This window comes from Micromonospora sp. NPDC048947 (genome assembly GCF_040649495.1).
GTDB lineage: Bacteria > Actinomycetota > Actinomycetes > Mycobacteriales > Micromonosporaceae > Micromonospora > Micromonospora alfalfae.
Window position 1 is genome coordinate 17,063 of sequence record NZ_JBEZFO010000018.1, and the last position, 22,961, is coordinate 40,023.

The window sequence follows — 22,961 nt, forward strand, 5'->3', positions numbered from 1 at the left end:
TCCGGTCCCGTGATTCGGCGTGGACCGACGTGCCGAGGTTGCGCCCTTCGGCGAGGATGGGCACATGTCTTCATTCGGTAAGTGGTGGGGCCGCCTGAGCGCGGTCTTCGGTGCGGTCGTACTGGCGGTCTTCGTGCCCGTCGCGGCCTGGGCGTCCACGGGCACCGGCGAACTCGTGGTGGAGGCCGCCCGGCGGCGAGGCCGCAGCGGCTTCGGGGTGCTCCCGCTGCTCTGCTGCCTGGTGGTCGTCGCGATCGTCGTGTTCCTGGTGCTGCGGCTGATGCGCAACCGGCGAGGTGGCCCGCCGCGCTGACCGGGCCCGAGGCGCCGGCGGGTCACCAGCGGCCGGCTCCGGGCTGGCCGCCGGTGCTCCCAGCCGCCAGGGCCGCGATGGCCTGGGACAGGAAGCGCGCGGTGGCCTCGCGGGTGCCATCGCGCTTGACGCGGATGCGCTCGGCGGCGGTGACCAGCAGGGTGCGTACCTTGGCGTGCCCCTGGGGCGGCGGCGCCGGCGCCGGTCCGAGCAGGTCGGCGATGCTGGCGCCGAACTCGGCCGCTCGTCGCTGGGCCGGGTCGGTGATGCTGCCCTCGGTGTAGCGGCGGACCGCGGCGCTGGCGTTCAGCCCACGTTCGTGGCCGAGAACGGCGCCGGCCTCACCATTGGTGGTCAAAAAGTTGATCACGTCGGCGACCGCGGCCGGGTGGCGGGTGCCCCGGAACGCCGCCCAGTACATCGACGCTCGCGCCCACTGAGCCCCCGTCGGGCCGGGGAAGCCGACGATGCCCAACTCGGACTCGGTGAGTCGTTGCAGCTCCGGCAGCTGGTGCGACCAGGCGAAGGACGCCGCCGTCACCCCGTTCACCACGAGTTGCCGGGCCGGCTCGCCGCTGTCGGCCTGCTCGACCAGGGCCGCGCTCGGCGTGGCTCGGCCCCGGCGGGCCCGCTGCCACAACTCGAACCAGGCAATCAGCTCGTCGGCGCCGAAGCCGAGCTGGTTGCCCCGGTAGAACTCGCCGCCCTGCGACCGCAACCAGAGCCAGAGCGCCCGGTAGTCGCCCGACCCGTCCATGGTGCCGGCCACCCGGCGGTCGCTGGCCTCGGTGACCTGCGTGGCCCAGGAGATGTAGTCGGGCCAGGTCATCCCGGCGCGGGGCTCCGGCATCTCCAGCTCCCGCAGCAGGTCCCGGTTGAACACCACCACCGCGTGGGTCTGCCCGGCGGCCACCGCCATCGTCCGCCCCTCCACGGTGCCGTAGCGGATCAGACCCTCCGGCAGGCCCCGAAGATCCAGGTGGTGGTCGGTGAGATCGAGGATGACCTGACGCTGGGTGTACTCGGTCAGCATGGCGTCGTCGATCTGGATCAGGTCCGGTACGTTCCCGCCGCCCGCCTGGGTGGCCAGCCGGTCGTAGTAACCTTCGGCGCCCTGCCAGGTGACCCGGAAGGTGACCCGGGGGTTGCGATCCGAGTAGAGCCGCAGCGCCTTCTCGGTGAGCTCGGCCCGCTTGGCGCCACCCCACCAGAAGACCGACAGCTCGACGGGCCCGTCCTGGGTCGAGGTGGCGGCGCCGTCGCTGCACCCCGCCAACCCGCCGGACGCGAGCAGAGGCGCGCCGAGCAACGCGCCGAGCAGTCGGCGTCGGCCCGGGTCCGCGCCGAGGCGGTCGATCGGGGGTCGAACAACGGGCACGGCGCTCTCCTGGACCTACGGCGGTGGCGGTCGGACCATTCACGCAGGCAGCGCACGAAGGTGTCAACGTCCGTCCGGTCACCCTCGGCCGGGTGGTCGAATCAGGCCCTCCCATCTCGCGTGGTGTACTAGGGCGCGTGGAACTTCTGCACTCGGGCAAGGTCCGGGACGTCTACGCCGACGGCGACGACCTGATCCTGGTGGCCTCGGATCGCATCTCGATCTACGACGTGGCGCTGCCGACGCCGATCCCGGACAAGGGTCGCCTGCTCACCGCGCTCTCGCTCTGGTGGTTCGAGCAGCTCGCCGACCTGGTGCCGAACCACGTCATCTCGGCCACCGACGTGCCCGCCGAGTTCGCCGGGCGGGCAATCCGCTGCCAGCGGCTGGACATGGTCCCGGTCGAATGCGTCGCCCGCGGTTACCTGACCGGCGGCGGCCTGCGGGAGTACGAGCAGACCGGCGCGGTCTCCGGCGTGCCGCTGCCCCGCGGGCTCGGTGAGGCGTCGATCCTGCCCGAGCCGATCTTCACGCCGTCGAGCAAGGCGCCGGCCGGCGAGCACGACGAGCCCATCACGTACGACGACGTGGTGGCCAAGGTGGGCCAGGCCACCGCCGAGCGGCTGCGGCAGATCACCCTCGACGTCTACCGGCGCGGCGCCGAGCTGGCCGCCGACCGGGGCATCCTCATCGCCGACACCAAGATCGAGCTGGGTTGGGCGCCGGACGGCACCCTGGTCCTCGCCGACGAGCTGCTCACCTCCGACTCGTCACGGTTCTGGCCCGCCGAGTCGTACCAGCCGGGGCGGGTGCAGTTCTCCTACGACAAGCAGTACGTGCGGGACTGGGCCACCGGCAGCGGATGGAACAAGCAGGAGCCGGCACCGGACGTGCCCGTCGAGGTCGTCGAGGCGACCCGGGCCCGCTACGTCGAGGTCTACGAGAAGCTCACCGGCAACCGCTGGGAGTGATCGCCGCGGCGGCCGTCACTCCACCCAGTCGAGGGTGCGCTGCACCGCCTTGCGCCACTGGCGCAGCTCCTGATCGCGTAGCTCCGGTGCCATCGTCGACTCCCACTGCGCGTCGGAGCGCCACTGCGCACGCAGGGTGGCCAGGTCCGGCCAGAAGCCGACCGCCAGACCGGCCGCGTACGCCGCGCCCAGGCAGGTGGTCTCGGTGATCCGGGAGCGGACCACCGGCACGTCGAGCACATCGGCGAGGAACTGCATGAGCAGGCCGTTGGCGGTCATCCCGCCGTCCACCCGGAGACGGCGCAGCGCCACGTCCGAGTCGGCGTCCATCGCGTCGACCACCTCGCGGGTCTGCCACGCCGACGCCTCCAGCACCGCCCGCGCCAGGTGGCCCTTGGTGATGTAGCCGGTCAACCCGGCGATCACCCCGCGGGCGTCACTGCGCCAGTGCGGGGCGAACAGCCCCGAGAACGCCGGCACCACGTAGCAGCCGCCGTTGTCGTCGACGGTTCGGGCCAACTCCTCCACCTCGGCGGCCGTGGAGATCAACCCGAGGTTGTCGCGTAACCACTGCACCAGCGAGCCGGTGACCGCGATGGCGCCTTCGAGGGCGTACGCCGGTGGTTGGTCCTTGATCCGGTAGGCGACAGTGGTGAGCAGGCCGTGCGTCGACGGGACAGCTGTGGCGCCGGTGTTGAGCAGCAGGAAGCTGCCGGTGCCGTAGGTGCACTTCGCCTCACCCGGCTGGAAGCAGGTCTGCCCGAACAGGGCGGCCTGCTGGTCGCCGAGCGCACTGGCCACCGGCACTCCGGCGAGCACCCTGCCGGCCGTGCCGTACACCTCGGCGGAGCAGCGGATCTCCGGCAGCATGGCCGCCGGGACACCCATCGCGTCCAGCAGCTCCGGGGCCCAGTTCAGGCTCGTGAGGTCCATCAGCATGGTCCGGCTGGCGTTCGTCACATCGGTGACGTGCTCGCCGGTCAGCTTCCAGATCAGCCAGCTGTCCATGGTGCCGAAGAGCACCTCGCCGCGCTCGGCGCGCTCGCGCAGGCCGTCGACCTCGTCGAGCAGCCAGCGCAGCTTCGGCCCAGCGAAGTAGGTGGCCAACGGCAGGCCCGTGCGGGCCCGGAACCGCTCCTCGCCGTACGCCGACGCGAGCTCGCGCAGCAGCGGCCCGGTCCGGGTGTCCTGCCAGACGATGGCGTTGGCCACCGGGCGACCGGTGGCCCGGTCCCAGACGACAGTGGTCTCCCGTTGGTTGGTGATGCCGACGGCGGCCAGCCCGGACGCGTCGGTGCCGGCAGTCCGCAGCGCCTCGGCGACCACCTGCTCGACGTTGTCCCAGATCTCCTCGGCGTCGTGCTCCACCCAGCCCGGTCGGGGGAAGATCTGCCGGTGCTCGCGCTGGGCCACGGCGACGATGTCCCCGGCGGAGTCGAAGACGATGCACCGCGAGGAGGTGGTGCCCTGGTCGATGGCGGCGACGTACTGGGGGGTCACCGCAGCACCGTACCCGGGCGGCGGTGCGGCGCGACAGGCGTTCACCGCGGGTTCCGGCCCGCCGCCGTCGGCGGCCGTCGACTTCCCCTACGATGTGCGAACGTGCGCGACATCGCAGTTTTCAGTGGAACCGCCCATCCCGACCTGGCTGCCGAGATCTGCGCCCACCTGGGGGTGCCGCTGCACCCGGTGCGGGTCTCCCGGTTCGCGAACGACTGCCTGGAAGTCCAGTTGCAGGCCAACTGCCGGGAGCGGGACGTCTTCCTGATCCAGCCGTTGGTGCCGCCGGTGCAGGAGCACCTGGTCGAGCTGCTGCTGATGATCGACGCCGCCCGGGGCGCCTCCGCCGGCCGGATCACTGTGGTGCTGCCGCACTACGCCTACGCCAGGTCGGACAAGAAGGACGCGCCACGGATCTCGATCGGCGCTCGGCTCGTCGCTGACCTGCTCACCTCGGCCGGGGCGGACCGGGTGCTCGCGATGACCCTGCACTCGCCGCAGGTGCACGGCTTCTTCAGCGTCCCGGTGGATCACCTGCACGCGCTGCGGGAGCTGGCCACCCACTTCCGGCGCTACGACCTCAGCAACACTGTGGTGGTCTCGCCCGACCTGGGCAACGCCAAGGAGGCCGCGGCCTTCGCCCGGCTGCTCGGCACGCCGGTGGCGGCCGGGGCGAAGCAGCGGTTCAGCGACGACCTGGTCAAGATCAGCGCAGTGATCGGCGACGTGACCGACCGGGATGTCATAGTGCTGGACGACGAGATCGCCAAGGGCAGCACCGTGGTCGAGCTGATGGAGCATCTGCGCGGCCTGAAGGTCCGGTCGATCCGGCTCGCCTGCACGCACGGCCTCTTCTCCGGCGACGCGTTGCAGCGGCTCAGCGACCAGGACGGCGTCCTGGAGATCGTCTGCACCAACACGGTGCCCATCCCGGCCGCCAAGCGGGTCCCCAAGTTGCAGGTCCTGTCGGTGGCCCCCGCACTGGCCGAGGCGACGCGCCGAATCCACAACGGAGAATCCGTCTCCGCCCTCTTCGCCTGACCCGCCCCCGCCCCCGCCCCCGCCCCCGCCCCACGCCGCGCCCGCCTCCGTCGATCTTGCAGTTTCGGTCGTCAAAAAGCGTGGAATACCCCTTATGTCGGGGCACTAAGTGCAAGATCGCGGTGAGGTCCGGTCGATCATGGAGTTATGGTGCCTGGTTTAGGGCTATGCGGGGAGTTTGTCACCCACCACAACTCCATGATCGGCGGGGCGAGGTGCGGCGCGGGGCGGGGCGGGGCGGGGCGCGGGGCGGGGTGGGCGGCGCGAGGGGGTTAGCGGGGGGTGTGGTTGCGGGTCGTCAGGCCGGTGGAGATGCGGACTGTGGTGCCGGCGGTGCCGGTTGCGACCTCCATCGCGTCGGTCAGCTCGCGGGCCAGCCAGAGACCCCAGCCGCCGGCGGTGTCCGGGGCGGGCCGACTGCGGTCGCGCAACCGTTGCGGGGTGATCCCGTGCCCGTGATCGGCGACCTCGCAGACCAGCGCACCCGACTCGCGCCAGAGCCGCAGCCAGCCGCGCCCACCGCCGTGTCGCACCGCGTTGGTGATCAATTCGTTGATCGCGAGCACGAAGTCGTCAAGCCGTTGGCCGCTGAGACCCGAGGCATGCGCGCAGGAGGTGACCGAGTGTCGAATCTCGGTCACCTGGGCCTGGTCAAAGGCTTCGGCGATCAGGAGGGCAGGTTCGATGGGCACAACCGTACGCGGTGCGTGCGGATCTGCGTTCGTCATGGGCCCGTCCCGGCGGCGCATCTCGGAGTATTTCGCGGCTTTTCCACCGTACGTCAGGGTTTCCCGAACCGCACTCGCTGCTCGCCGTGCGCCGGCCCGGTTGTGGCATCCTGACCGCCATGCCGTCGCCACCGGGTGGGTTCGAGGTGCCGCTGTGGCGTGCGCTCACCGTGTTCAGGCTGGCCTCCCTGGCGTACGTCTGCGCGCTCGCGGTGCGTGACGCCGACCGGTACGCCCACCCGTACGCCGTCGGCGCCCTGATCGTTCTGATGATCGCCTGGACCGGCGCGACAGCGATCGCGTACGCCCGACCGGCCTGGCGGCGCTGGCCGCTGCTGCTGGCCGACCTCGGGGTGGTGGTGGCCATCGTGCTGGCCACCCCGTGGGTGGTCGGCCGGACGGCGCTCACCCACGGCGTACCCACCCTGGGTGTGGCCTGGATGGCCGGCCCGGTGCTGGCCTGGGCCGTCTCCGGTGGCCGGCGGCGGGGCACTGTCGCCGCGTTGCTGGTCGCCGGCGCGGACCTGGCCACCCGGGAGCGGATCGGCCAGTCCTCGTTCACCGGGGTGATCCTGATGCTGCTCGCCGGAGTGGTGGTCGGGCACGTGGCCCGGCTCGCGGTGAGCGCCGAGGAGCGGTTGCAACGCGCTGTGGAGTTGGAGGCCGCCACCCGGGAGCGGGAGCGGCTGGCCCGCGACATTCACGACTCGGTGCTCCAGGTGCTGGCGCTTGTGCAGCGGCGCGGCGCCGACCTGCCCGGGGAGGCCGGCGAGCTGGCCCGGCTGGCCGGCGAGCAGGAGGTCGCCCTGCGGGCGCTGATCGCCGGCGCCGGCCCGGCCGCCGCGAGCCTCCCGGACGGCGGCGAGGCGGTGGACCTGCGGACCCTGCTCGGCCGGTACGCCTCGGCGGCGGTGGCGCTCTCCGCCCCGGCCACCCCGGTGCCGCTGCCCCGACGGGTGGCCGGAGAGTTGGCCGCCGCGACCGGCGCGGCCCTCGACAACGTGGGGCGGCACGCCGGCGGGCGGGCCTGGGTGCTGATCGAGGACGAGGGGGCGACGGTGACCGTGTCGATCCGCGACGAGGGGCCGGGCATCCCGGACGGACGGCTGGACGAGGCGGCCGCCCAGGGTCGGCTCGGCGTGACCCAGTCGATCCGGGGCCGGGTGGCCGACGTGGGCGGCACGGTTCGGATCGTGTCCGCCCCCGAGGCGGGCACCGAGATCGAGCTGAGCGTGCCGAGGTGACAGCGGTGGACCCGATCCGGGTGATGGTGGTGGACGACCATCCGATGTGGCGGGAGGGCGTGGCCCGCGACCTGACCGAGGCCGGTTTCCTTGTGGTGGCGACCAGCGGCGAGGGACGACAGGCCATCCGGGTGGCCGCCGCCGCCCGGCCCGACGTCGTCGTCCTCGATCTGCAACTACCCGACATCTCCGGCGTCGAGGTGATCCTGGGGTTGCGCGCGGCTCTGCCCGCCGTACGGGTGCTGATGCTCAGCGCCAGCGGCGAACAGCAGAGCGTGCTGGACGCGGTCAAGGCCGGGGCCACCGGTTACCTGGTGAAGTCGACAGCGCCCGCCGAGTTCCTGGAGGCGGTGCACCGCACCGCGGCCGGCGACGCGGTCTTCACCCCAGGCCTGGCCGGGCTGGTGCTCGGCGAGTACCGCCGGCTGGCCGCCGGACCGGGGCGGGGGACCGGCCCGGCCGACGCTGCCGAACCCGCGACGCCCCAGCTCACCGAACGGGAGACGGAGGTGCTGCGGCTGGTGGCGAAGGGGATGTCGTACAAGCAGATCGCCCAGCGGCTCGGCCTGTCGCACCGCACCGTGCAGAACCACGTGCAGAACACCCTGGGCAAGCTGCAACTGCACAACCGGGTCGAACTGACCCGGTACGCCATCGAACGCGGTCTGGACGACTGAGCCGGCGTCAGACCGAGCGCGGCGGCTCCGTCTCGTGGATGGCCAGCTCCTCGGCTGTCGCTCCGCCCCCGGCCGATCCGGCGTCGTACGCCACCGAGTCGGTCTCCTGGTCGGTGTGCGACCCCTCGTCCGGTTCCACCAGCCGGCCCACTGTGGCGTCGGCCACGGTGCCGAGCTGACCGTGGTCGTAGAGGGAGACCGGTGAGTTCGGGTCCGAGGTCGGCCCGGGATCCATCACGTCGGCGTCCAGCTGAGCCTCCGCCGCGGCTTCCAGGTTGTCCGCCTCGAAGGCGATCTTCGGGTCGATGGTGCCGGCCAGCGGGTCGTCCGCCGGGCGCTCGTAGACCTCGCGGTCGAGCTTGTAGTCCAACGACTCACCGTCGAGCTGCTCCTCGGCGGTCGTTCCGAACCGGTCCACCGCCACCGGCGTCCGATCGCCGGGCAGTTGGGCCGGGTCCGGGCCGTCCGCCTCGCGCCCGGTGAGGACGTCGTCGTTGGCGGTCGAGTCGTCATCGGCGGTGTCGGGCAGCCCTTGCGCCTCGGTGTCGGACACGGGGGTCGGGTACTCGTTGTCGCGCATGTCTGATCACTACCCGCTGCCCTGCCGCCGTAACCGGGCGGCCTCCGGCGGTACGCCGCCGAACCGGTCGCCGATGGCGAAAGCCCCGTCAGGCGGCCTCGTCGTCGGGGTGCAGCACACACCAGACGACCTTGCCGTCCGGTACGGCGCTGCTGCCCCAGCGACGGGTCACCGTGTCGATCAGCAGCAGGCCCCGGCCGCCGGCACGGTTCGGCGGGGAGATCCCGGCGAAGGTCGGCTGACGCGGGGAGTGGTCGCGAACCGCCAGGTGCAGGGTGGTGTCCTGCGGCGCCAGCCGAACCGTCATCGGGGTCCGGGCGTGGGCCACCACGTTGTTGACCATCTCGGTGATCGCGATGCACGCCGGGTCGGTGAGCGTCGACATGCCCCAGCGCTCGCAACCGGTGGTGACCAGCTCGCGCGCCTGCCGAGCGGCTCCCACCGCCGGAGCCAGTTCGGCGTTGAGCACCGCCGCCAGCGGTGTCGCCGCCACAGCGGCCAGCGCCCCGTCGAGCGTCGGCCAGGCCGGCACCCCGGCGAGCGCGGCGTCCGGATGGGCGGGGCCGTCGACCGCCGGGTCACACAGCAGCAGGTCCGCTGCGGGCCAGTCGGCGACCTCCCGACGTACGTCGGCGAAGACGCCGCGCCCGACCGGGTCGACGACCCGCAGGCCGGTCACGTCGGCGACCACCGGGCCGGGCCGGGCCAGCAGGCGGGCGAGCAGCGCGCCGCGTACCGCCTCGGCACCAGCGGCATCGAGCACACCGGTCAGCCGAACCACCGCTGACGACTCGTCGATTTCCACGAGACAGCTCGACATGATCGCCCCATTGTGCGCGCCGGTGACGGTCAGCGCATTCGGGCGCTCGACATCGGCCATCAGCGATCCGACCGGGAGCGGCGGTTGATGGCCGCCAGGGTGCCGACGGCGGTGCCGGCGGCGGCCAGACCGAACGCTGCGGTCATCCGCACCAACTGTCGCCGCCGACCGTGCCAACCACCGTCCTGGCGCGCCTGAGCATCGCTGTGGAACACGTTGCCGCTGCTGTCCACCCGGGCGCCCGGACCGAACTGGGTGCGGTGGGCGTACCAACCGAGGGTGCGCTCCACCAGCGCGGGCGCCAACCGCCACTGCAGGCCGATCAGCCGGGCCGCGCCGCCGGCGTACGCCTCGCGGCGGGGCCGGCGCAGCAGCCGGACGATGGTCTCGGCGACCACCTCCGGCGGGTAGATCGGAGGGGGCGGCACGAGTTCCCGGCCGCTGTGGTTGCCGGTGTGCCGGAAGAACGGGGTGTCGATGGTGGCCGGCAGCACGGTGCAGACGGAGATGTGACCGCGACCGGTGACCCGCAGCTCCTGTCGGACGGTGTCGGCCAGCCCGCGGATGCCGTGCTTGGTCGCGTTGTACGCCGACTGGTACGGCATTGCCACCTCGGCCAGCACCGAGGCGTTGTTGACAAGCACCCCGCCACCGGCGGCACCGAGGTAGGGCAGGGCCGCCTTGATGCCGTGCACCGCCCCGAGCAGGTTGACCTCCAGCACCCGGCGGAACTCGGCGACCGGGATCTCGTCGAACAGCCCCACGGCGCTCACCGCGGCGTTGTTCACCCAGGCGTCGATCCGGCCGAACTCGGCCGCTGCCTGATCGGCCAGCCGCCGCACCGACTCCAACTCGGTGACGTCGGTCGGTACGACAAGCGCCCGGCCGCCCAACTCCCGGCAGCGCTGCGCGACCTGTAGCAGGGCGGGCTCGCTGCGGGCGGCCAGCACGACGGCGGCTCCCCGGCGGGCCAGTGCGTACGCGGTCGCCGTGCCGATCCCGCTGGACGCGCCGGTGATCACCACTGTCGAATCGTCGAGACTGCGGGTCAGCGGCATTCCTGAGCGGTACCCCCGGCCGGGCCTGGTCACACCGACGACGGCTTGTCGATCATCGTCGAACCGCAGTGTGTGCGGCGCGTGTGCTTGCCGTGGCGCAAGTTTCGGTGGCACTCGCGGGGACTCTTCCTGATCTGCCAGGTTTCGGCTCAGCGTCGCGGGGTTAATGGGACGCTCTGACCGGGAGGACCACCGCCGAGGAAAGATCGCAGGGAGGTGACCCATGCGCGTCGGCCTCGTCTGCGCGCACGCCAGTTCCTACCGCCACGCCGACGGGCCGCCGGTCGGCACCCGCCAGCACACCGCGCGGGTCGCCGCCGAGCTGGCCGAGCGAGGCCATGACGTCCGGCTCTACGTGCGCCGGGACGACCCGACGCTGCCGGCGACGATGAACGTCGACGGCTACCAGGTGCACCAGGTGCCCGCCGGCCCGCCCAACCCACTACCCACCGTCGAGCTGATCCCGTACGTGACGGAGGTCGGCCGCTGGCTGGCCGACGAGTGGTCGGGCGCCTGGCGGCCCGAGGTGGTGCACGGGCACTACTGGGTCGGTGGCCTGGCCGCCGCGCACGCCGTTCGGGAGACCGACATTCCGGTGGTGCAGACGTTCCACTCACTCGGCATCGAGCAACTGCGTCACCTGGGTGGCCACTACGACGGGCCGGGCCAGCGGATCACGCTGGAACGCGCATTGACCCGGGCGGTCGACATCGCCGTGGCCCAGTCCAACGACGAGGTCGACGAGCTGACCCGGATGGGTCTGCAACGCAGCTCGGTCGCGTTGGTGCCGGCCGGCGTCGACATCGACCTGTTCCACCCCGACGGCGAGGCGGCGCCCCGCGAACAGCGGCCCCGCATCCTCTCGGTGGGTTCGCTGGCCGCCGGGCACGGCCAGGAGGATCTGATCCGGGCGATGCGGCTGGTCGGTGACGCCGAGCTGGTGATCGCCGGTGGGCCACCGGCCGACCAGTTGGCCAACCACACCGAGGCGCGACGGCTGCGCGAGCTGGCCGAACAGCTCGGCGTCGTCGACCAGGTACGGCTCGTCGGAGCGGTGCCGCACGACCAGATGGCCACCTGGTACCGGTCGGCGGACGTGGTCGCCTGCACGCCGCACTACTCCTCGGCCGGGCGGGTCTCGCTGGAGGCGATGGCCTGCGGGGTGCCGGTGATCGGCTACGCGATGGGCGGCCTGGCGGACGCCGTCGTCGACGAGGTCACCGGCCGCCTGGTGCCCCCCGGTGACGTACGGGCACTCGGAGTGTCGATGCGCCGGCTGCTCGCCGACAACGCCGGCCGGTTCGCGTACGGGCACGCCGCCGTGGACCGGGTGCGCAGCAGCTACACCTGGGAGCGGACCGCCGGTGCGTTGGAGCGCCTCTACGAACGGGTGGTGAGCCGCCGCAAGCCGGTCGAGGCCTGAGTCGGCGGTACTGCGACACCTCTTGCCGTGGTGCGGTGCCGGGTGGTCAGCCCGGCCGACCGGCACCGACCATGGCCGGGTCCCGACGGCGTGCCACCGAACGGTGTTGCTGCGGTTCGGCGTACCGGGTCAGGCCGATCACCGCGGCCAGGGTCACCAGGAAACCGACAGCGGCCAGCCACTCCCGCCCCGGCCAGATCTTGTCGTTGAGCAGCAGCAGGCCGACGATCGCGGCCGGCACCGCGCCGGCGGCGTCCATCGCGGCGACCGCGGCGGTCGTCGAGCCACGCTGCATCGCCAGACCGAGCAGCAGCTGACCCACTATCGAGTGGGCGATCAACAGGTAGAACAGCGGGTCGGCGAGGAACGCCTCGGCGGACGGCGCGGATGCCAGTGGCCGGGCGGCGACCGCGGCCGAGCTGAACGCCAGCCCGGCCAGTGAGCCGAGGGCCACCGAACCCGGCGCCCCGTGCAGCCGGACGGCGAAGAAACCGAGCACCGCTATGACGCCCAGCGCGATCAGCAGGGCGATCGAGCCGGCGGTGCCGAGCTGCTTCGACGGCGCCGGCCGGGCGGACAGCACCAGCGCGGTGATCCCCGCGAAGAGCAGCGCCAGCAGCACCACCTCAGCCGCCGGCAGCCGCCACTTCAGCACCAGCACCCCGAGGATGGCGGTCACCCCGAGCCCGGCGGCCACGCTGGCCTGCACGAGGAACAGCGGCAGGTCCCGTCGGGCCAGGAAGGCGAGCACGAAACCGGCGATCTGACAGCCGAGACCGACCAGATACGTCCGGTGCCCGGCAAGGCGCAGCAGCAGGCCCGGATCGAAGGTGTGGTGGACAGTGGTGCGGGCCGCCGCCACCGACTGGAGCAGGTTGGCGAAGCCGTACGCGACGATCATCGCCGCGAGGAAGCACCAACCGGAGGAGACCACCTGGCGAGGATAGAGGTTGCCGGGGGTCAGCGCTCGGCTGGTCGATTGAGGCGGGCGAGGATGTCGGCGTGCAGCACACCGTTGGTGGCCACCACGCTGCTGTCGGTGCCCGGAGCGCCCGCGGGGGCCGGTTGTCCGGCCAGATCCGTGACCGTGCCACCCGCCTCCGTGACGATCGGCACCAGCGCCGCCACGTCCCACACTGACAACTCCGGCTCGACCATCACGTCCAGTGCCCCCTCAGCCAACAGCATGTAGCCGTAGAAGTCGCCGTACGCCCGGTTGCGCCAGCTGTCCCGCATCAGGTCGAGCACCGCGTCGAGCCGCCCGGCTTCCTCCCACCCGTTCAGGGACGAGTAGCAGAAGCTGGCATCCGCGACCCCACGCACCGCTGACACGCCGATCCGCTCGCCGGCCGCGGGGCCCGGCCCGGCGTACGCGCCAGCGCCCGCGCTGGCCCACCAGCGTCGTCCGAGCGCTGGTGCGGACACCACGCCGACCGCAGGCCGGTCGCCGTCGTAGAGCGCGATCAGGGTGGCCCAGATCGGCACGCCACGGACGAAGTTCTTGGTGCCGTCGATCGGATCGATGATCCACCGGCGGCCGTTCGGGTGGACCGGCGACTGCGCGCCGTACTCCTCACCGAGCAGCCCGTCCGCCGGTCGGTGCTCGGCCAGCAGGGCGCGGATCTCCCGCTCCACAGCGGTGTCCGCGTCGGAGACCGGGGTGAGGTCGGGCTTCGCCTCGACGCGCAGGTCGAGTGCGCGGAACCGGGCCGTGGCGATGGCGTCGGCCCGGTCGGCGAGCAGGTGGGCGAGGGAGAGGTCGTCGGCGTACCCGGTCATGCCGGCAACCTAGCCCACGCCCGTCGGGTCACTCGTCCGGGCCGCGCCGGTCACCCTCGCCCGGACCGCGCTGGTCGCTGTCGCCGCGCGAGTCACCCTCGCCGGCCCGGGAGGCGAGCAACCGACGGTACGAGGCCAGCCGGCGCGGGTCGGCCTTACCGGCGGCCACCCAGGCGTCCAGCCCACACTCGGCCTCGTCGGCCGTGTGGGGGCAGTTCGGTGGGCAGTCGACGGTGCCCTCGACCAGGTCCGGAAAGCCATGCAGCAGGCTGTCGGCCGAGACGTGCGCCAACCCGAAGCTGCGGATCCCGGGGGTGTCGATGATCCAGCCCGGGTCGGTGTCGATCCCCGGCACCGGTGGCAGCCGCAGCGCCACCGCGCTGGTCGAGGTGTGCCGGCCCCGGCCGATCGCGCTGACCACGCCGACAGCGCGCAGCGCGTCCGGAACGAGGCGGTTGACGAGCGTCGACTTGCCCACCCCGGAGTGCCCGACCAGCACCGACACCTTGCCGCTCAGCAGCGCACGGAGCGCGTCGAGGTCGGAGTCGGGGCGGTTGAGCACGTAGGGCAGCTCCAGCTCGGTGTAGTAGCCGAGCACCTCCTCCGGCCCGGCCAGATCGGCCTTCGTGAGGCAGAGCAGCGGCTCGACGTCCGCGTCGTACGCGGCCACCAGGCAGCGGTCGATGAACCCGGTGCGCGGCGGTGGGTCGGCCAACGCGCTCACGATCACCAACTGGTCCGCGTTGGCCACCACGACCCGTTCCAGCCGACCCTCGGCGGTGGTCTCGTCGTCGTCGGCTGTGCGGCGCAGCACGGAGCGGCGTTCCGCGATCCGGACGATGCGGGCGAGAGCGCCCTCCGCGCCGGACGTGTCACCGACCAGGCTGACCCGGTCACCGACCACCACCGACTTGCGGCCCAACTCGCGGGCCCGCATCGCGGTGACAGTGGGCAGTTCGGCGCCGACCACGCCGCGTTCGGCCCCGGAGAGCACACAGGTGTAGCGCCCCCTGTCGACGGCGATGACGAACCCGTCGACAGCGTCGGCGTGCTGCGGGCGGGTGCGCGTACGCGGGCGCGACGACTTTCCGGGCCGGACCCGCACGTCGTCCTCGTCGTACTCCCGCCGTTTGGTCGCCAGGACCTGTCCTCTTCTCGTCAGCTCACTTGCCCGTCACCATCGCTGACCATAGTGCCGGGAACTCGGGCATGGTCTTGGAGGTACACCCCACGTCGTCCACCTCGATGCCCGGAACGGCGAGCCCGGCCACCGCCGCGGCGTGCGCCATCCGGTGGTCGTGGTAGGTGCGGAAGGTCCCGCCGCGCAGTGGGCGGGGTCGGATCTCCAGCCCGTCCGGCGCTTCGGTGATGTCCGCCCCGAGGGCGGTGAACTCGCGCGTGAGCGCGGCGAGCCGGTCGGTCTCGTGGCCACGGATGTGCCCGACGCCGGTGAACACCGACGGCGAGTCGGCCAGCATGGCCAGCGCGGTCAGCGCCGGGGTCAGCTCGCTGACGTCGGAGAGGTCGGCGGTCAGGCCGTGCACCACGCCGGTGCCCCGCACCGTCAGCCCGGCGGTGGAGAGGGTGACCTCGCCGCCCATCCGCTGTAGCAACGAGCGGAGTTGCTCGACAGGTTGGGCGCTGCTGTGCGGCCAGCCCTGCAAGGTCACCTCACCGCCGGTGACCAGGGCGGCGGCGAAGAACGGCACCGCGCCGGACAGGTCCGGCTCGATCTCCCAGCCGCGCCCGGTGAGCGGGCCGGGCTCGACGGTCCACACGTCGGGGGTGCTGTCGTCGACGGCCGCGCCAGCGGCCCGCAGCATCCGCACTGTCATCCGCAGGTGCGGCGCGGAGGGGACCGGGGGGCCGACGTGCCGCACCACGACGCCCCTGTCGAAGCGCGGGGCGGCCAGCAACAACGCGGAGACGAACTGGCTGGACACGGACGCGTCGAGCACCACCTCGCCGCCGGTGACCCCACCGGTGCCGAACACTGTCAGCGGCAGGCTGCCGGTGCCGGTGACGTCGATCCGGACGCCCAGCGAGCGCAGCGCGCCGACCAGCGGGCCGAGTGGGCGGGTGCGCACGTACGGGTCACCGTCGAAGGTGACCTGCCCGTCGGCCAGGCCCGCCACCGGTGGCACGAACCGCATCACGGTGCCGGCCAGCCCGACGCCGACGTGGGCGGGGCCGGCCAGCGGGTGCGGTCGGACCAGCCAGCGCTCGTCGTCGCTGATCGAGACGTGCGCGCCCATCGCCCGCAGGCCGGCGGCCATCAACTCGGTGTCGCGGGCGCGCAGTGGCCGGGCCAGCGTCGACGGGCCGGCGGCCAGCGCGCTGAGCACCAGGGCCCGGGCGGTCATCGATTTGGAACCGGGCAGGCGCAGCGTCGCCGCCACCGGGTCGGATGCGGTCGGTGCGGTCCACGGCTGCGGCGGCCGGGTCGCGGTCAGGTTGCCCACCGTTACATTCTGCCGTGTCGGCGGGCGGGCGGCGTTGCCCGGCACTCGTACTCCCGGTTGGCGGGACAGCCGACGGCCCTCCGACGCGTTAGCGTGTGCCCCATGTGCGGGAGGTACGCGACGACCCGGAGCTCCGGCGAGCTGAGCGCGCTGTTCGAGTCGTCAGACGACTCCGACGGCCTGGTCCGGGCGGACCACAACGTCGCGCCGACCGACAGGGTGCCGCTGGTCCGGGTCAGCCCGGAGGGGCACCGCAGCCTCTGTGTCGGTCGCTGGGGTCTGCTGCCGCACTGGTCCCGGTCCGCCTCCGGCGCCGCCCGGATGATCAACGCGCGGGCGGAGACGGTGGCCACCAGCCGGGCGTACGCCGGTTCCTTCTCCCGTCGCCGTTGTCTGGTCCCGGCGGACGGCTGGTACGAGTGGGTGCGGCTGCCCGACGGCGGGCGACAGGCGTACTTCATGACTCCCCGGGACGGCTCGGTGCTCGCGCTGGCCGGCATCTGGTCGGTCTGGGAGTCCGACGCCGAGACCCGGCTCACCTTCAGCGTGCTGACCACCGCGGCGCTCGGCGACCTGGCCGAGGTGCACGACCGGATGCCGGTGCTGCTGCCACCCGAGCGGTGGTCGTCGTGGCTCGCGCCGACCGACGAGCCGGAGCGGTTGCTCACTCCGGCGTCGGCGGAGCAGTTGGCGGGGTTGGAGATCCGCCCGGTGGGTGCGGCGGTGGGAGACGTTCGTAACGACGGGCCACAGCTGACCGCGCGGGTGGCGGTGACGCCGCCGGTGTCACAGCAGGAGCTGACACTGTTCTGACGCCGCGGTGCATCGTCGGCCACCGATTTGCCAGGGTTCAGCGCGATTCGTCTCCTGGCTGTTCAGTCATGTTCCCGGCAGACCCTTGTCCCGGTGTTGCGAAGTGCGATAGAACACAGCGCCGGTAGTGGCTGTCGGTCCGCACGGGGCGGACGACGTCCACAGATTTTGCCGGTCCCACGGGGGAGGTGGGTGGATGACACGGGCACGTATGCCGCGTCCGCACGAGGTGGCAGCGGCGCGGCGAGATCCGCGACTGCTGCGGGCCGTGCGAGAACGGCGACAGGACGACGCATGGCGCACCAGAGGAACCTGCCAGAGCGTCGATCCGGAGACATTCTTTCCGGCACCGAACGAGCCGGCGGACGCCGCCGTCGCGCTGTGTCGCAGTTGTGACGTGCAGGGGTCCTGCCTGGCCTGGGCCCTCGACGTCGGTGACTGCCACGGCGTGTGGGGCGGCACCACGCCGCGGGAACGCCGGGCGATGCTGGTCGCCTGGCGCGGCGAGGTCGAACCCGATCCGGACGCCATCGACGACGCCGGCCCGCCGGTGCGCGATCGCCTGTTGGTCCTGGTCCCGCTGAGCTGATCGGCGGCCCGGTTCGCATCCGACGCCCGTCCGGCGGCGCAGAATAGGCCGGTGCCAGCCAGCAACGAGATCGACACCCCGCGCGGTCCGGCGTGGATCGACACCGACCTGCCGGTCCGCCCGGCCACCGCCCTGCTCGTCCTCGGGCACGGCGCGGGTGGCAGCGTCGACGCGCCCGACCTGCTCGCGGTCCGGGACGCGTCGGTGGCGGCCGGGCTGGCGGTGGTCCGGGTGACGCAGCCCTACCGGGTCGCCGGTCGGCGTGCGCCGGCACCGGCAGGTCACCTCGACGAGGCCTGGACAGCGGTGCTCGCCGAGCTGCGCGACCGGCACGCCGACGTGCCGACGGTGGTGGTCGGTGGGCGTTCCAGCGGCGCACGGGTGGCCTGTCGGACGGCCCGTGCGGTGGGCGCGGTGGGCGTGGTCGCGTTGGCCTTCCCACTGCACCCGCCCGGCCGGCCGGAACGCTCGCGCGCCGCCGAACTGGGCACCGGCCTGCCGACGTTGGTGGTCAACGGCGATCGGGATCCGTTCGGGACGCCGGAGCCGGGACCGGCCGTGCAGGTGGTGAGCCGTCCCGGTGAGACGCACGACCTGCGCCGCGATCCGGCCGGCACCGCCGCCGCCGTGCGCGACTGGCTGTCCGCCCAGGGCTGGGCGGCCAGCTGATCCGTCGCGGCCGGCTCGCCGGGGCGACCGTTTCCGGCGCGGGCACGGGTCGTTGCATCCGTTGGTGCCGCAGGCCCGAGCAGGGCCGGTGACACCAGTCCTCCCAGGCCCTTCCTGGTCCCAGCGCCGGCCGCCGTCGGGGCCGGGACCAGGAACGGGGAGGGTCGGCCGGAATGCCCCAGTGGTCATCTCGCGTTACTACCCCCGGACGACTTTTCTGCGAGGGGGGTGACCGGTGCCAACCGAGACACGAAGCCTGGAACGGGACGAGCGGGACGCCCGGCAGCTGAAGCGGCTGCTGGATGGCCCGGAGTGGCCCGCGACGGCGGGACCGGGCGGGGTGGGTGCGGTGAGCACGGGCACACCGGCCGGAAGTGAATCTGCGGGCAGGTCCGTGCGCGTATCCTCGGCGGGAAAGCATCCGACGCGAGGGGATGTGCGGTTGACCACCGAGAAGACGGACGAGCGCAGGGCCCGATTCGAGCGGGACGCGATGCCATTCGTCGATCAGCTCTACGCTGCTGGGCTGCGGATGACACGCAACCCGGCGGATGCCGAGGATCTGGTCCAGGAGACGTACCTGAAGGCCTACGCGGCCTTCCACCAGTTTGAGCAGGGCACGAACCTCAAGGCCTGGCTCTACCGGATCCTGACCAACACCTACATCAACTCCTACCGCAAGCGGCAGCGCCAGCCGATTCAGGCGCCCACCGAGGAGATCACCGACTGGCAGCTCGCCGAGGCCGAGTCGCACACCTCCAGCGGGTTGCGCTCGGCCGAGACGGAGGCACTGGACCGGCTGCCGGACAGTGACGTCAAGGAGGCCCTCCAGCAGTTGCCGGAGGAGTTCCGCCTGGCCGTCTACCTCACCGATGTCGAGGGCTTCTCCTACAAGGAGGTCGCGGACATCATGGGCACGCCGATCGGCACCGTGATGTCGCGTCTGCACCGGGGCCGTCGTAATCTGCGCAAGCTGCTCGAGCGTTACGCGGGCGAGCGGGGCTTCAGTGCGGCCCGCTCGGCGAAGGGCTCGACCGCCGCTGCCGGCCGGGAGGTGTGACGTGAGCTGTGGGGAGCCGCACGAGACGGACTGCCGCGAAGTGCTCGCGGAGGTGTATCTCTACCTGGATCTGGAGTGCGCCGACGAGCGTCGCTCGCTGATCCGGCACCACCTGGACGAGTGCGGGCCCTGCCTGCGCGAGTACGGGCTGGAGCAGGAGGTGCGGGCGCTGGTGGCGCGTTGCTGTGGCAACGAGACCGCGCCGGATCAGCTGCGTGAGCGGCTGCGGGTCAAGCTCACCGAGTTGGTGGTCTTCGAGACCAGCGACTCCCGTGAGCTGGCCGACTGAGCGTCTGAGCTGGCCGACCGAGCGTCGGCGCCAGCTGGCAAGACCGGTGGCCCGGGTCGATGTCGACCCGGGCCACCGGTGTACCCGGCCTCGGCCGGCTGAGCGGCGACGGGCGGTCGGCCCGTCGACCCGTTCAGGAGTTGGGACGCTTGCCGTGGTTCGCGGCGCTCTTCTTACGAGCCTTCTTCTTCCGGGACTTCTTCGCCATGCTGACCTCCTCGTGATGGGTCGGATCCGTCCTGCGCACGACCTCGGCGCGGATGCGGCCACCGGCGGTCCGGCGTCGGGTCCGACCCGCTGATGGTAGTGCTGTCGACACCCGCCGCCTTCCCCAGGGCGGACCTGTCATCCCGGCTGCGCCGCTGCCCGCCCATCGCCGGTCGACGCATGATTGGATACATCGGCAGGCACGTCGCGAAGAGGGAGGGCCTGGACATGGCCGAGGAGATCCGCGCCGAGATGGTGGCCAACGTCTGGAAGGTCGTCGCCACGGCGGGTGACACGGTGACCGAGGGCGACACCCTGGTGATCCTCGAGTCGATGAAGATGGAGATCCCGGTCGTCGCCGAGTCCGATGGTGTGCTCCAGCAGCTCGTCGTCAACGAGGGCGACGTCGTGCAGGACGGTGACCTGATCGCCGTGATCGCTTGACCGGGTTGCGGGTCCGTCCGGCCGAGTCGGTCGACTTCCCGGCGGTGGCCGGGCTGACGGTGGCCGCGTACGAGGCGGACGGCCAGCTCAAGGGCGAACACGGGTACGGCGAGGTGCTGGCCGACGTGTCGACCCGAGCCGCCAGCGGCGAGGTGCTGGTCGCTGTCGACGAGGTGACCGGGGCGGTGCTCGGCTCGGTCACGTTCGTGCTGCCGGGCACCCCGTTCGCCGAGCTGGCCGGGCCGGGCGAGGCGGAGTTCCGGATGCTCGCTGTCGACCCGGGCGCTCAGGGGCGGGGTGTTGGTGCCGCGCTGGTCGAGGCGTGTGTAGACCGGGCGACCGGGTCGGGTTGCACGGCGGTGATGATCTGCGTCCGGGCCGGGATGGCCGATGCGGCGCACCGGCTCTACTCGCGGCGTGGTTTCGTCCGTTCGCCGGAGAAGGACTGGTCACCGGCGCCGGGTGTTGACCTGCTCGGCCTGCGGTTGGAGCTGACGCGCGGCTGAGGCCGGCGACCGACGAGCCTGGGCTGGCGCGATCATGCCCGGTCAGGCGTCGGGCTGCGTGCCGATGGCGGCCAGCAGTTCGTCGGCCACCTCCAGGGCGAGCTTGCGGCGTTCGTCGTCGCTGATGTGCGGCGCGCGGACCGCGAACCAGCTGGTGTGCACCGCGAACAGCGACAGCGCGGCGCGTAGCTGGGCGGCGGGGGAGTCGTCTCCCCGGCAGAGCGCCTCGGCCAGCTCCATCATCCGACCGCGCATCTTCTGCCCGGAGGAGAGGCTCTTGAGCGCTGTCTGGTTCTGCTCGAAGAAGCGCATCACCGACGGCTGGGTGCCGTCGAACATCGTGTCGGCGTACCGGGAGATCAGCTCGCGTCGGGTGGCCAGGGTGGCGGGTTGGGTGGCGGCCCAGGCGGTCAGCGCGTCCATCCGCTCCAGCCGGTCCTCGACGAAGCTGGCGACGATGTCGTCCTTGCTCTTGAAGTGGTAGTAGAGCGCGGCCTTTGTGACGTTGAGGCGCTCGGCGATTTCCCGGAGCGAGGTCTTCTCGTACCCCTGCTCGGTGAAGAGTTCGAGCGCGACGGCCTTGATCCGTTCCCGCGTTCCGCCGCCTGTGCTCTCGCTCACGCACACCCTCCAAATGGCTTGACCGTTGCTTGTACCCAACTTACCGTGCGGCTAGTAAGGTGACTAGCCGGGCGGCAAGTAAGTACGGCAATCTTCGGGGGGAGCTTACCCATGACTCAGGCAACCCAGGCCGGCACGAGACCCAACAACATCCGGGTCGTGCTGTTCGGGCTGATGATCGCGATGATGCTCGCGATGCTCGACAATATGATCGTCAGCACCGCGTTACCGCGGATCGTTGGCGAGTTCGGCGGGCTCAACCACTTCACCTGGGTGGTTACCGCGTACGTCCTGGGCACCACCGTCTCCACCCCGATCTGGGGCAAGCTCGGTGACCTCTACGGCCGCAAGTCGGTCTTCCTGACCTCGGTCGTCGTCTTCCTGGTCGGCTCCGCCCTCTGTGGCATGGCCGGCTCCGGGATGTTCGGCGGCCCAGAGGACGGCATGGTCCAGCTCATCGCCTTCCGGGCCGTGCAGGGCCTCGGCGCCGGCGGCCTCATGGTCGGCGTGATGGCGATCATCGGTGATCTGGTCCCGCCCCGCGAGCGCGGTCGCTACCAGGGCATGATCGCCGGCATCATGGCCATCGCCATGGTCGCCGGTCCGCTGGCCGGCGGATTCATCACCGACCACCTCTCCTGGCGCTGGGCGTTCTACGTGAACCTGCCGCTGGGCGGAATCGCGTTGCTCGTGCTGATCACCACCATGCACCTGCCGAAGTACCGCACCGAGCACCGGATCGACTGGCTCGGCGCCGGGCTGCTCTCGGTCGGCATCACCGCGATCGTGCTCATCACCACCTGGGGTGGCAACGAGTACGACTGGACCTCGCCGCAGATCCTCGGCCTGGCAGTGCTGGCCGTCGTCGCGTTGGTGGCGTTCGGCCTGGTGGAACGCCGGGTCCAGGAGCCGATCCTGCCGCTGGCGCTCTTCGCCAACCGCAACTTCGCGCTGATCTCGGTGATCGGCTTCCTGCTCGGCTTCGCGATGTTCGGCGCGATGAACTTCCTGCCACTCTACCAGCAGACAGTGCAGGGGGCGTCGGCCACCAACAGCGGTCTGCTGCTGCTGCCCCTGATGTTCGGCATGCTTGTCGTCTCGCTGGTCATCGGCCGGGCGATCACCCGTAACGGCAGATACCGGGCGTACCCGATCATCGGTGGCGTGGTGATGACGGCGGGCATGGCGCTGCTGTCCATGCTCGACACGGACACCAGCAAGCTGATGTCCTCGATCTACATGATCGTGCTCGGCATCGGCATGGGCTTCCTCATGCAGACGTCGATGCTGATCGCGCAGAACAGCGTGGAGCAGAAGGACCTCGGCGCGGCCAGCGGCGCGGCCACCTTCTTCCGGTCGATCGGCGGTTCGTTCGGCATCTCGCTGTTCGGAGCGATCTTCGCCAACCGGCTGGCCAGCTCCGAGGGTGGTCGGGCCTTCGGTGGCGGCGAGGCCGGCGCCGGGATGGACCTGGAGAAGCTCAAGGAACTGCCCGCTCAGGCGCGCGAGGCGGTGCTCGGCGGTCTCTCCGACGCCATCTCGCACGTCTTCCTCTGGGCGGTGCTGTTCACCATCGTGATCCCGGTGCTCGCCTGGTTCATCAAGGAGATCCCGCTGCGCACCGCGAACGAGGCGCCGCCGCAGGCCACCCCGGAGGAGGACGCCGAGGTCGCCCTCGGCAAGGCCCCGGTCGCCTGACCCAACCCCAACCCCCAACCCCCGCGATCTTGCACTTTGGGCGCGTGCATAAGCCCTGTTTCCGGCAAAACGGCGACAGTAAGTGCAAGAT

Annotated in this window: 26 protein-coding genes; 15 read left to right on the forward strand and 11 right to left on the reverse strand. The window is 71.8% G+C overall.

All coding sequences use genetic code 11. The features are described 5' to 3' along the window. The first annotated feature begins 64 nt into the window (after positions 1-64). Complete coding sequence (locus AB0B98_RS24035) at positions 65-313, forward strand: hypothetical protein (RefSeq protein ID WP_030336617.1); 249 nt, start codon at positions 65-67, stop codon at positions 311-313. 22 nt (positions 314-335) lie between these two features. Here the strand turns inward: AB0B98_RS24035 and AB0B98_RS24040 are convergent, their stop codons facing one another. Next, positions 336-1,691, reverse strand: coding sequence for an extracellular solute-binding protein (locus AB0B98_RS24040; RefSeq protein WP_357365464.1), 1,356 nt, complete (start codon positions 1,689-1,691; stop codon positions 336-338). Positions 1,692-1,828: 137 nt separating this feature from the next. Here AB0B98_RS24040 and AB0B98_RS24045 point away from each other — a divergent pair, with 137 nt between their 5' ends. Further along, complete coding sequence (locus AB0B98_RS24045; protein ID WP_357365466.1) at positions 1,829-2,662, forward strand: phosphoribosylaminoimidazolesuccinocarboxamide synthase; 834 nt, start codon at positions 1,829-1,831, stop codon at positions 2,660-2,662. A 15-nt stretch (positions 2,663-2,677) separates the two neighbouring features. Here AB0B98_RS24045 and glpK read toward each other — a convergent pair whose 3' ends face one another. Next, positions 2,678-4,162 (reverse strand): glycerol kinase GlpK, encoded by a 1,485-nt coding sequence (glpK, locus tag AB0B98_RS24050; RefSeq protein ID WP_357365468.1) that lies wholly within the window; start codon positions 4,160-4,162, stop codon positions 2,678-2,680. 102 nt (positions 4,163-4,264) lie between these two features. On the opposite strand from glpK, the gene AB0B98_RS24055 reads away from it, so the two are divergent. Beyond that, complete coding sequence (locus AB0B98_RS24055) at positions 4,265-5,203, forward strand: ribose-phosphate pyrophosphokinase (RefSeq protein ID WP_091406120.1); 939 nt, start codon at positions 4,265-4,267, stop codon at positions 5,201-5,203. Positions 5,204-5,475: 272 nt separating this feature from the next. On the opposite strand, the gene AB0B98_RS24060 is transcribed toward AB0B98_RS24055, so the two are convergent. Beyond that, positions 5,476-5,931 (reverse strand): ATP-binding protein, encoded by a 456-nt coding sequence (locus tag AB0B98_RS24060; protein ID WP_238668204.1) that lies wholly within the window; start codon positions 5,929-5,931, stop codon positions 5,476-5,478. Positions 5,932-6,050: 119 nt separating this feature from the next. Between AB0B98_RS24060 and AB0B98_RS24065 the strand changes: the two genes are divergently transcribed. Continuing rightward, positions 6,051-7,175: a DUF5931 domain-containing protein gene (locus tag AB0B98_RS24065; protein ID WP_357365471.1), complete on the forward strand. Its 1,125-nt coding sequence runs from the start codon at positions 6,051-6,053 to the stop codon at positions 7,173-7,175. Positions 7,176-7,198: 23 nt separating this feature from the next. Further along, on the forward strand, positions 7,199-7,852 hold the full coding sequence (locus AB0B98_RS24070) for a response regulator transcription factor (protein WP_357365625.1): 654 nt from the start codon (positions 7,199-7,201) through the stop codon (positions 7,850-7,852). A gap of 7 nt (positions 7,853-7,859) precedes the next feature. Here AB0B98_RS24070 and AB0B98_RS24075 read toward each other — a convergent pair whose 3' ends face one another. The 3 genes from AB0B98_RS24075 to AB0B98_RS24085 form a co-directional block, all read right to left on the reverse strand. After that, positions 7,860-8,432 (reverse strand): DUF5709 domain-containing protein, encoded by a 573-nt coding sequence (locus AB0B98_RS24075; RefSeq protein ID WP_112583682.1) that lies wholly within the window; start codon positions 8,430-8,432, stop codon positions 7,860-7,862. 88 nt (positions 8,433-8,520) lie between these two features. Continuing rightward, the gene (locus AB0B98_RS24080; protein ID WP_357365472.1) at positions 8,521-9,312 is read right to left on the reverse strand and encodes an ATP-binding protein; all 792 of its coding nucleotides are present in this window, start codon (positions 9,310-9,312) and stop codon (positions 8,521-8,523) included. Continuing rightward, positions 9,312-10,310 (reverse strand): SDR family oxidoreductase, encoded by a 999-nt coding sequence (locus AB0B98_RS24085; protein WP_238668201.1) that lies wholly within the window; start codon positions 10,308-10,310, stop codon positions 9,312-9,314. Before AB0B98_RS24085 ends, AB0B98_RS24080 begins: the two co-directional genes overlap by 1 nt. Positions 10,311-10,533: 223 nt before the next feature. On the opposite strand from AB0B98_RS24085, the gene AB0B98_RS24090 reads away from it, so the two are divergent. Then, on the forward strand, positions 10,534-11,733 hold the full coding sequence (locus tag AB0B98_RS24090) for a glycosyltransferase (protein WP_238668200.1): 1,200 nt from the start codon (positions 10,534-10,536) through the stop codon (positions 11,731-11,733). Positions 11,734-11,779: 46 nt separating this feature from the next. On the opposite strand, the gene AB0B98_RS24095 is transcribed toward AB0B98_RS24090, so the two are convergent. From AB0B98_RS24095 to aroA, 4 genes are read right to left on the reverse strand one after another with little or no spacing between them, the layout of a single operon-like run. Further along, the gene (locus AB0B98_RS24095) at positions 11,780-12,634 is read right to left on the reverse strand and encodes a hypothetical protein (RefSeq protein WP_357365626.1); all 855 of its coding nucleotides are present in this window, start codon (positions 12,632-12,634) and stop codon (positions 11,780-11,782) included. A gap of 59 nt (positions 12,635-12,693) precedes the next feature. Further along, positions 12,694-13,512, reverse strand: coding sequence for a histidinol-phosphatase (gene hisN / locus AB0B98_RS24100; RefSeq protein ID WP_357365475.1), 819 nt, complete (start codon positions 13,510-13,512; stop codon positions 12,694-12,696). A 28-nt stretch (positions 13,513-13,540) separates the two neighbouring features. Then, positions 13,541-14,617, reverse strand: coding sequence for a ribosome small subunit-dependent GTPase A (gene rsgA, locus AB0B98_RS24105; RefSeq protein WP_091406102.1), 1,077 nt, complete (start codon positions 14,615-14,617; stop codon positions 13,541-13,543). A 58-nt stretch (positions 14,618-14,675) separates the two neighbouring features. Then, positions 14,676-15,974, reverse strand: coding sequence for a 3-phosphoshikimate 1-carboxyvinyltransferase (gene aroA, locus AB0B98_RS24110; RefSeq protein ID WP_357365477.1), 1,299 nt, complete (start codon positions 15,972-15,974; stop codon positions 14,676-14,678). A 102-nt stretch (positions 15,975-16,076) separates the two neighbouring features. Between aroA and AB0B98_RS24115 the strand changes: the two genes are divergently transcribed. The 8 genes from AB0B98_RS24115 to AB0B98_RS24150 all read left to right on the forward strand — a co-directional run bounded on the left by AB0B98_RS24115 (position 16,077) and on the right by AB0B98_RS24150 (position 20,551). Next, the gene (locus AB0B98_RS24115; protein WP_357365479.1) at positions 16,077-16,787 is read left to right on the forward strand and encodes an SOS response-associated peptidase; all 711 of its coding nucleotides are present in this window, start codon (positions 16,077-16,079) and stop codon (positions 16,785-16,787) included. 196 nt (positions 16,788-16,983) lie between these two features. Further along, positions 16,984-17,376: a WhiB family transcriptional regulator gene (locus AB0B98_RS24120; protein WP_238668196.1), complete on the forward strand. Its 393-nt coding sequence runs from the start codon at positions 16,984-16,986 to the stop codon at positions 17,374-17,376. Between the two features lie 51 nt (positions 17,377-17,427). After that, positions 17,428-18,045, forward strand: coding sequence for an alpha/beta family hydrolase (locus AB0B98_RS24125; protein WP_357365481.1), 618 nt, complete (start codon positions 17,428-17,430; stop codon positions 18,043-18,045). Between the two features lie 235 nt (positions 18,046-18,280). Beyond that, a complete protein-coding gene (locus AB0B98_RS24130) occupies positions 18,281-19,105 on the forward strand; it encodes a sigma-70 family RNA polymerase sigma factor (protein WP_112583674.1) in 825 nt (274 codons plus the stop codon). A 1-nt stretch (position 19,106) separates the two neighbouring features. Beyond that, positions 19,107-19,394 carry a mycothiol system anti-sigma-R factor gene (gene rsrA, locus AB0B98_RS24135; RefSeq protein ID WP_030490399.1) on the forward strand — a complete coding sequence of 96 codons (288 nt, stop codon included), beginning with the start codon at positions 19,107-19,109 and terminating at the stop codon, positions 19,392-19,394. Between the two features lie 59 nt (positions 19,395-19,453). Then, positions 19,454-19,618 (forward strand): hypothetical protein, encoded by a 165-nt coding sequence (locus AB0B98_RS24140; protein ID WP_357365483.1) that lies wholly within the window; start codon positions 19,454-19,456, stop codon positions 19,616-19,618. Between the two features lie 205 nt (positions 19,619-19,823). After that, positions 19,824-20,045, forward strand: a complete 222-nt coding sequence (locus AB0B98_RS24145) for a biotin/lipoyl-binding carrier protein (RefSeq protein ID WP_181518367.1) — start codon at positions 19,824-19,826, stop codon at positions 20,043-20,045. Continuing rightward, positions 20,042-20,551, forward strand: a complete 510-nt coding sequence (locus tag AB0B98_RS24150; RefSeq protein ID WP_357365485.1) for a GNAT family N-acetyltransferase — start codon at positions 20,042-20,044, stop codon at positions 20,549-20,551. The genes AB0B98_RS24145 and AB0B98_RS24150 overlap by 4 nt, the downstream gene beginning before the upstream one ends. A 42-nt stretch (positions 20,552-20,593) precedes the next feature. Here AB0B98_RS24150 and AB0B98_RS24155 read toward each other — a convergent pair whose 3' ends face one another. Then, positions 20,594-21,178: a TetR/AcrR family transcriptional regulator gene (locus AB0B98_RS24155; RefSeq protein ID WP_238668192.1), complete on the reverse strand. Its 585-nt coding sequence runs from the start codon at positions 21,176-21,178 to the stop codon at positions 20,594-20,596. A gap of 105 nt (positions 21,179-21,283) precedes the next feature. Between AB0B98_RS24155 and AB0B98_RS24160 the strand changes: the two genes are divergently transcribed. Further along, a complete protein-coding gene (locus AB0B98_RS24160; RefSeq protein WP_357365487.1) occupies positions 21,284-22,870 on the forward strand; it encodes an MDR family MFS transporter in 1,587 nt (528 codons plus the stop codon). Positions 22,871-22,961: the final 91 nt, after the last annotated feature.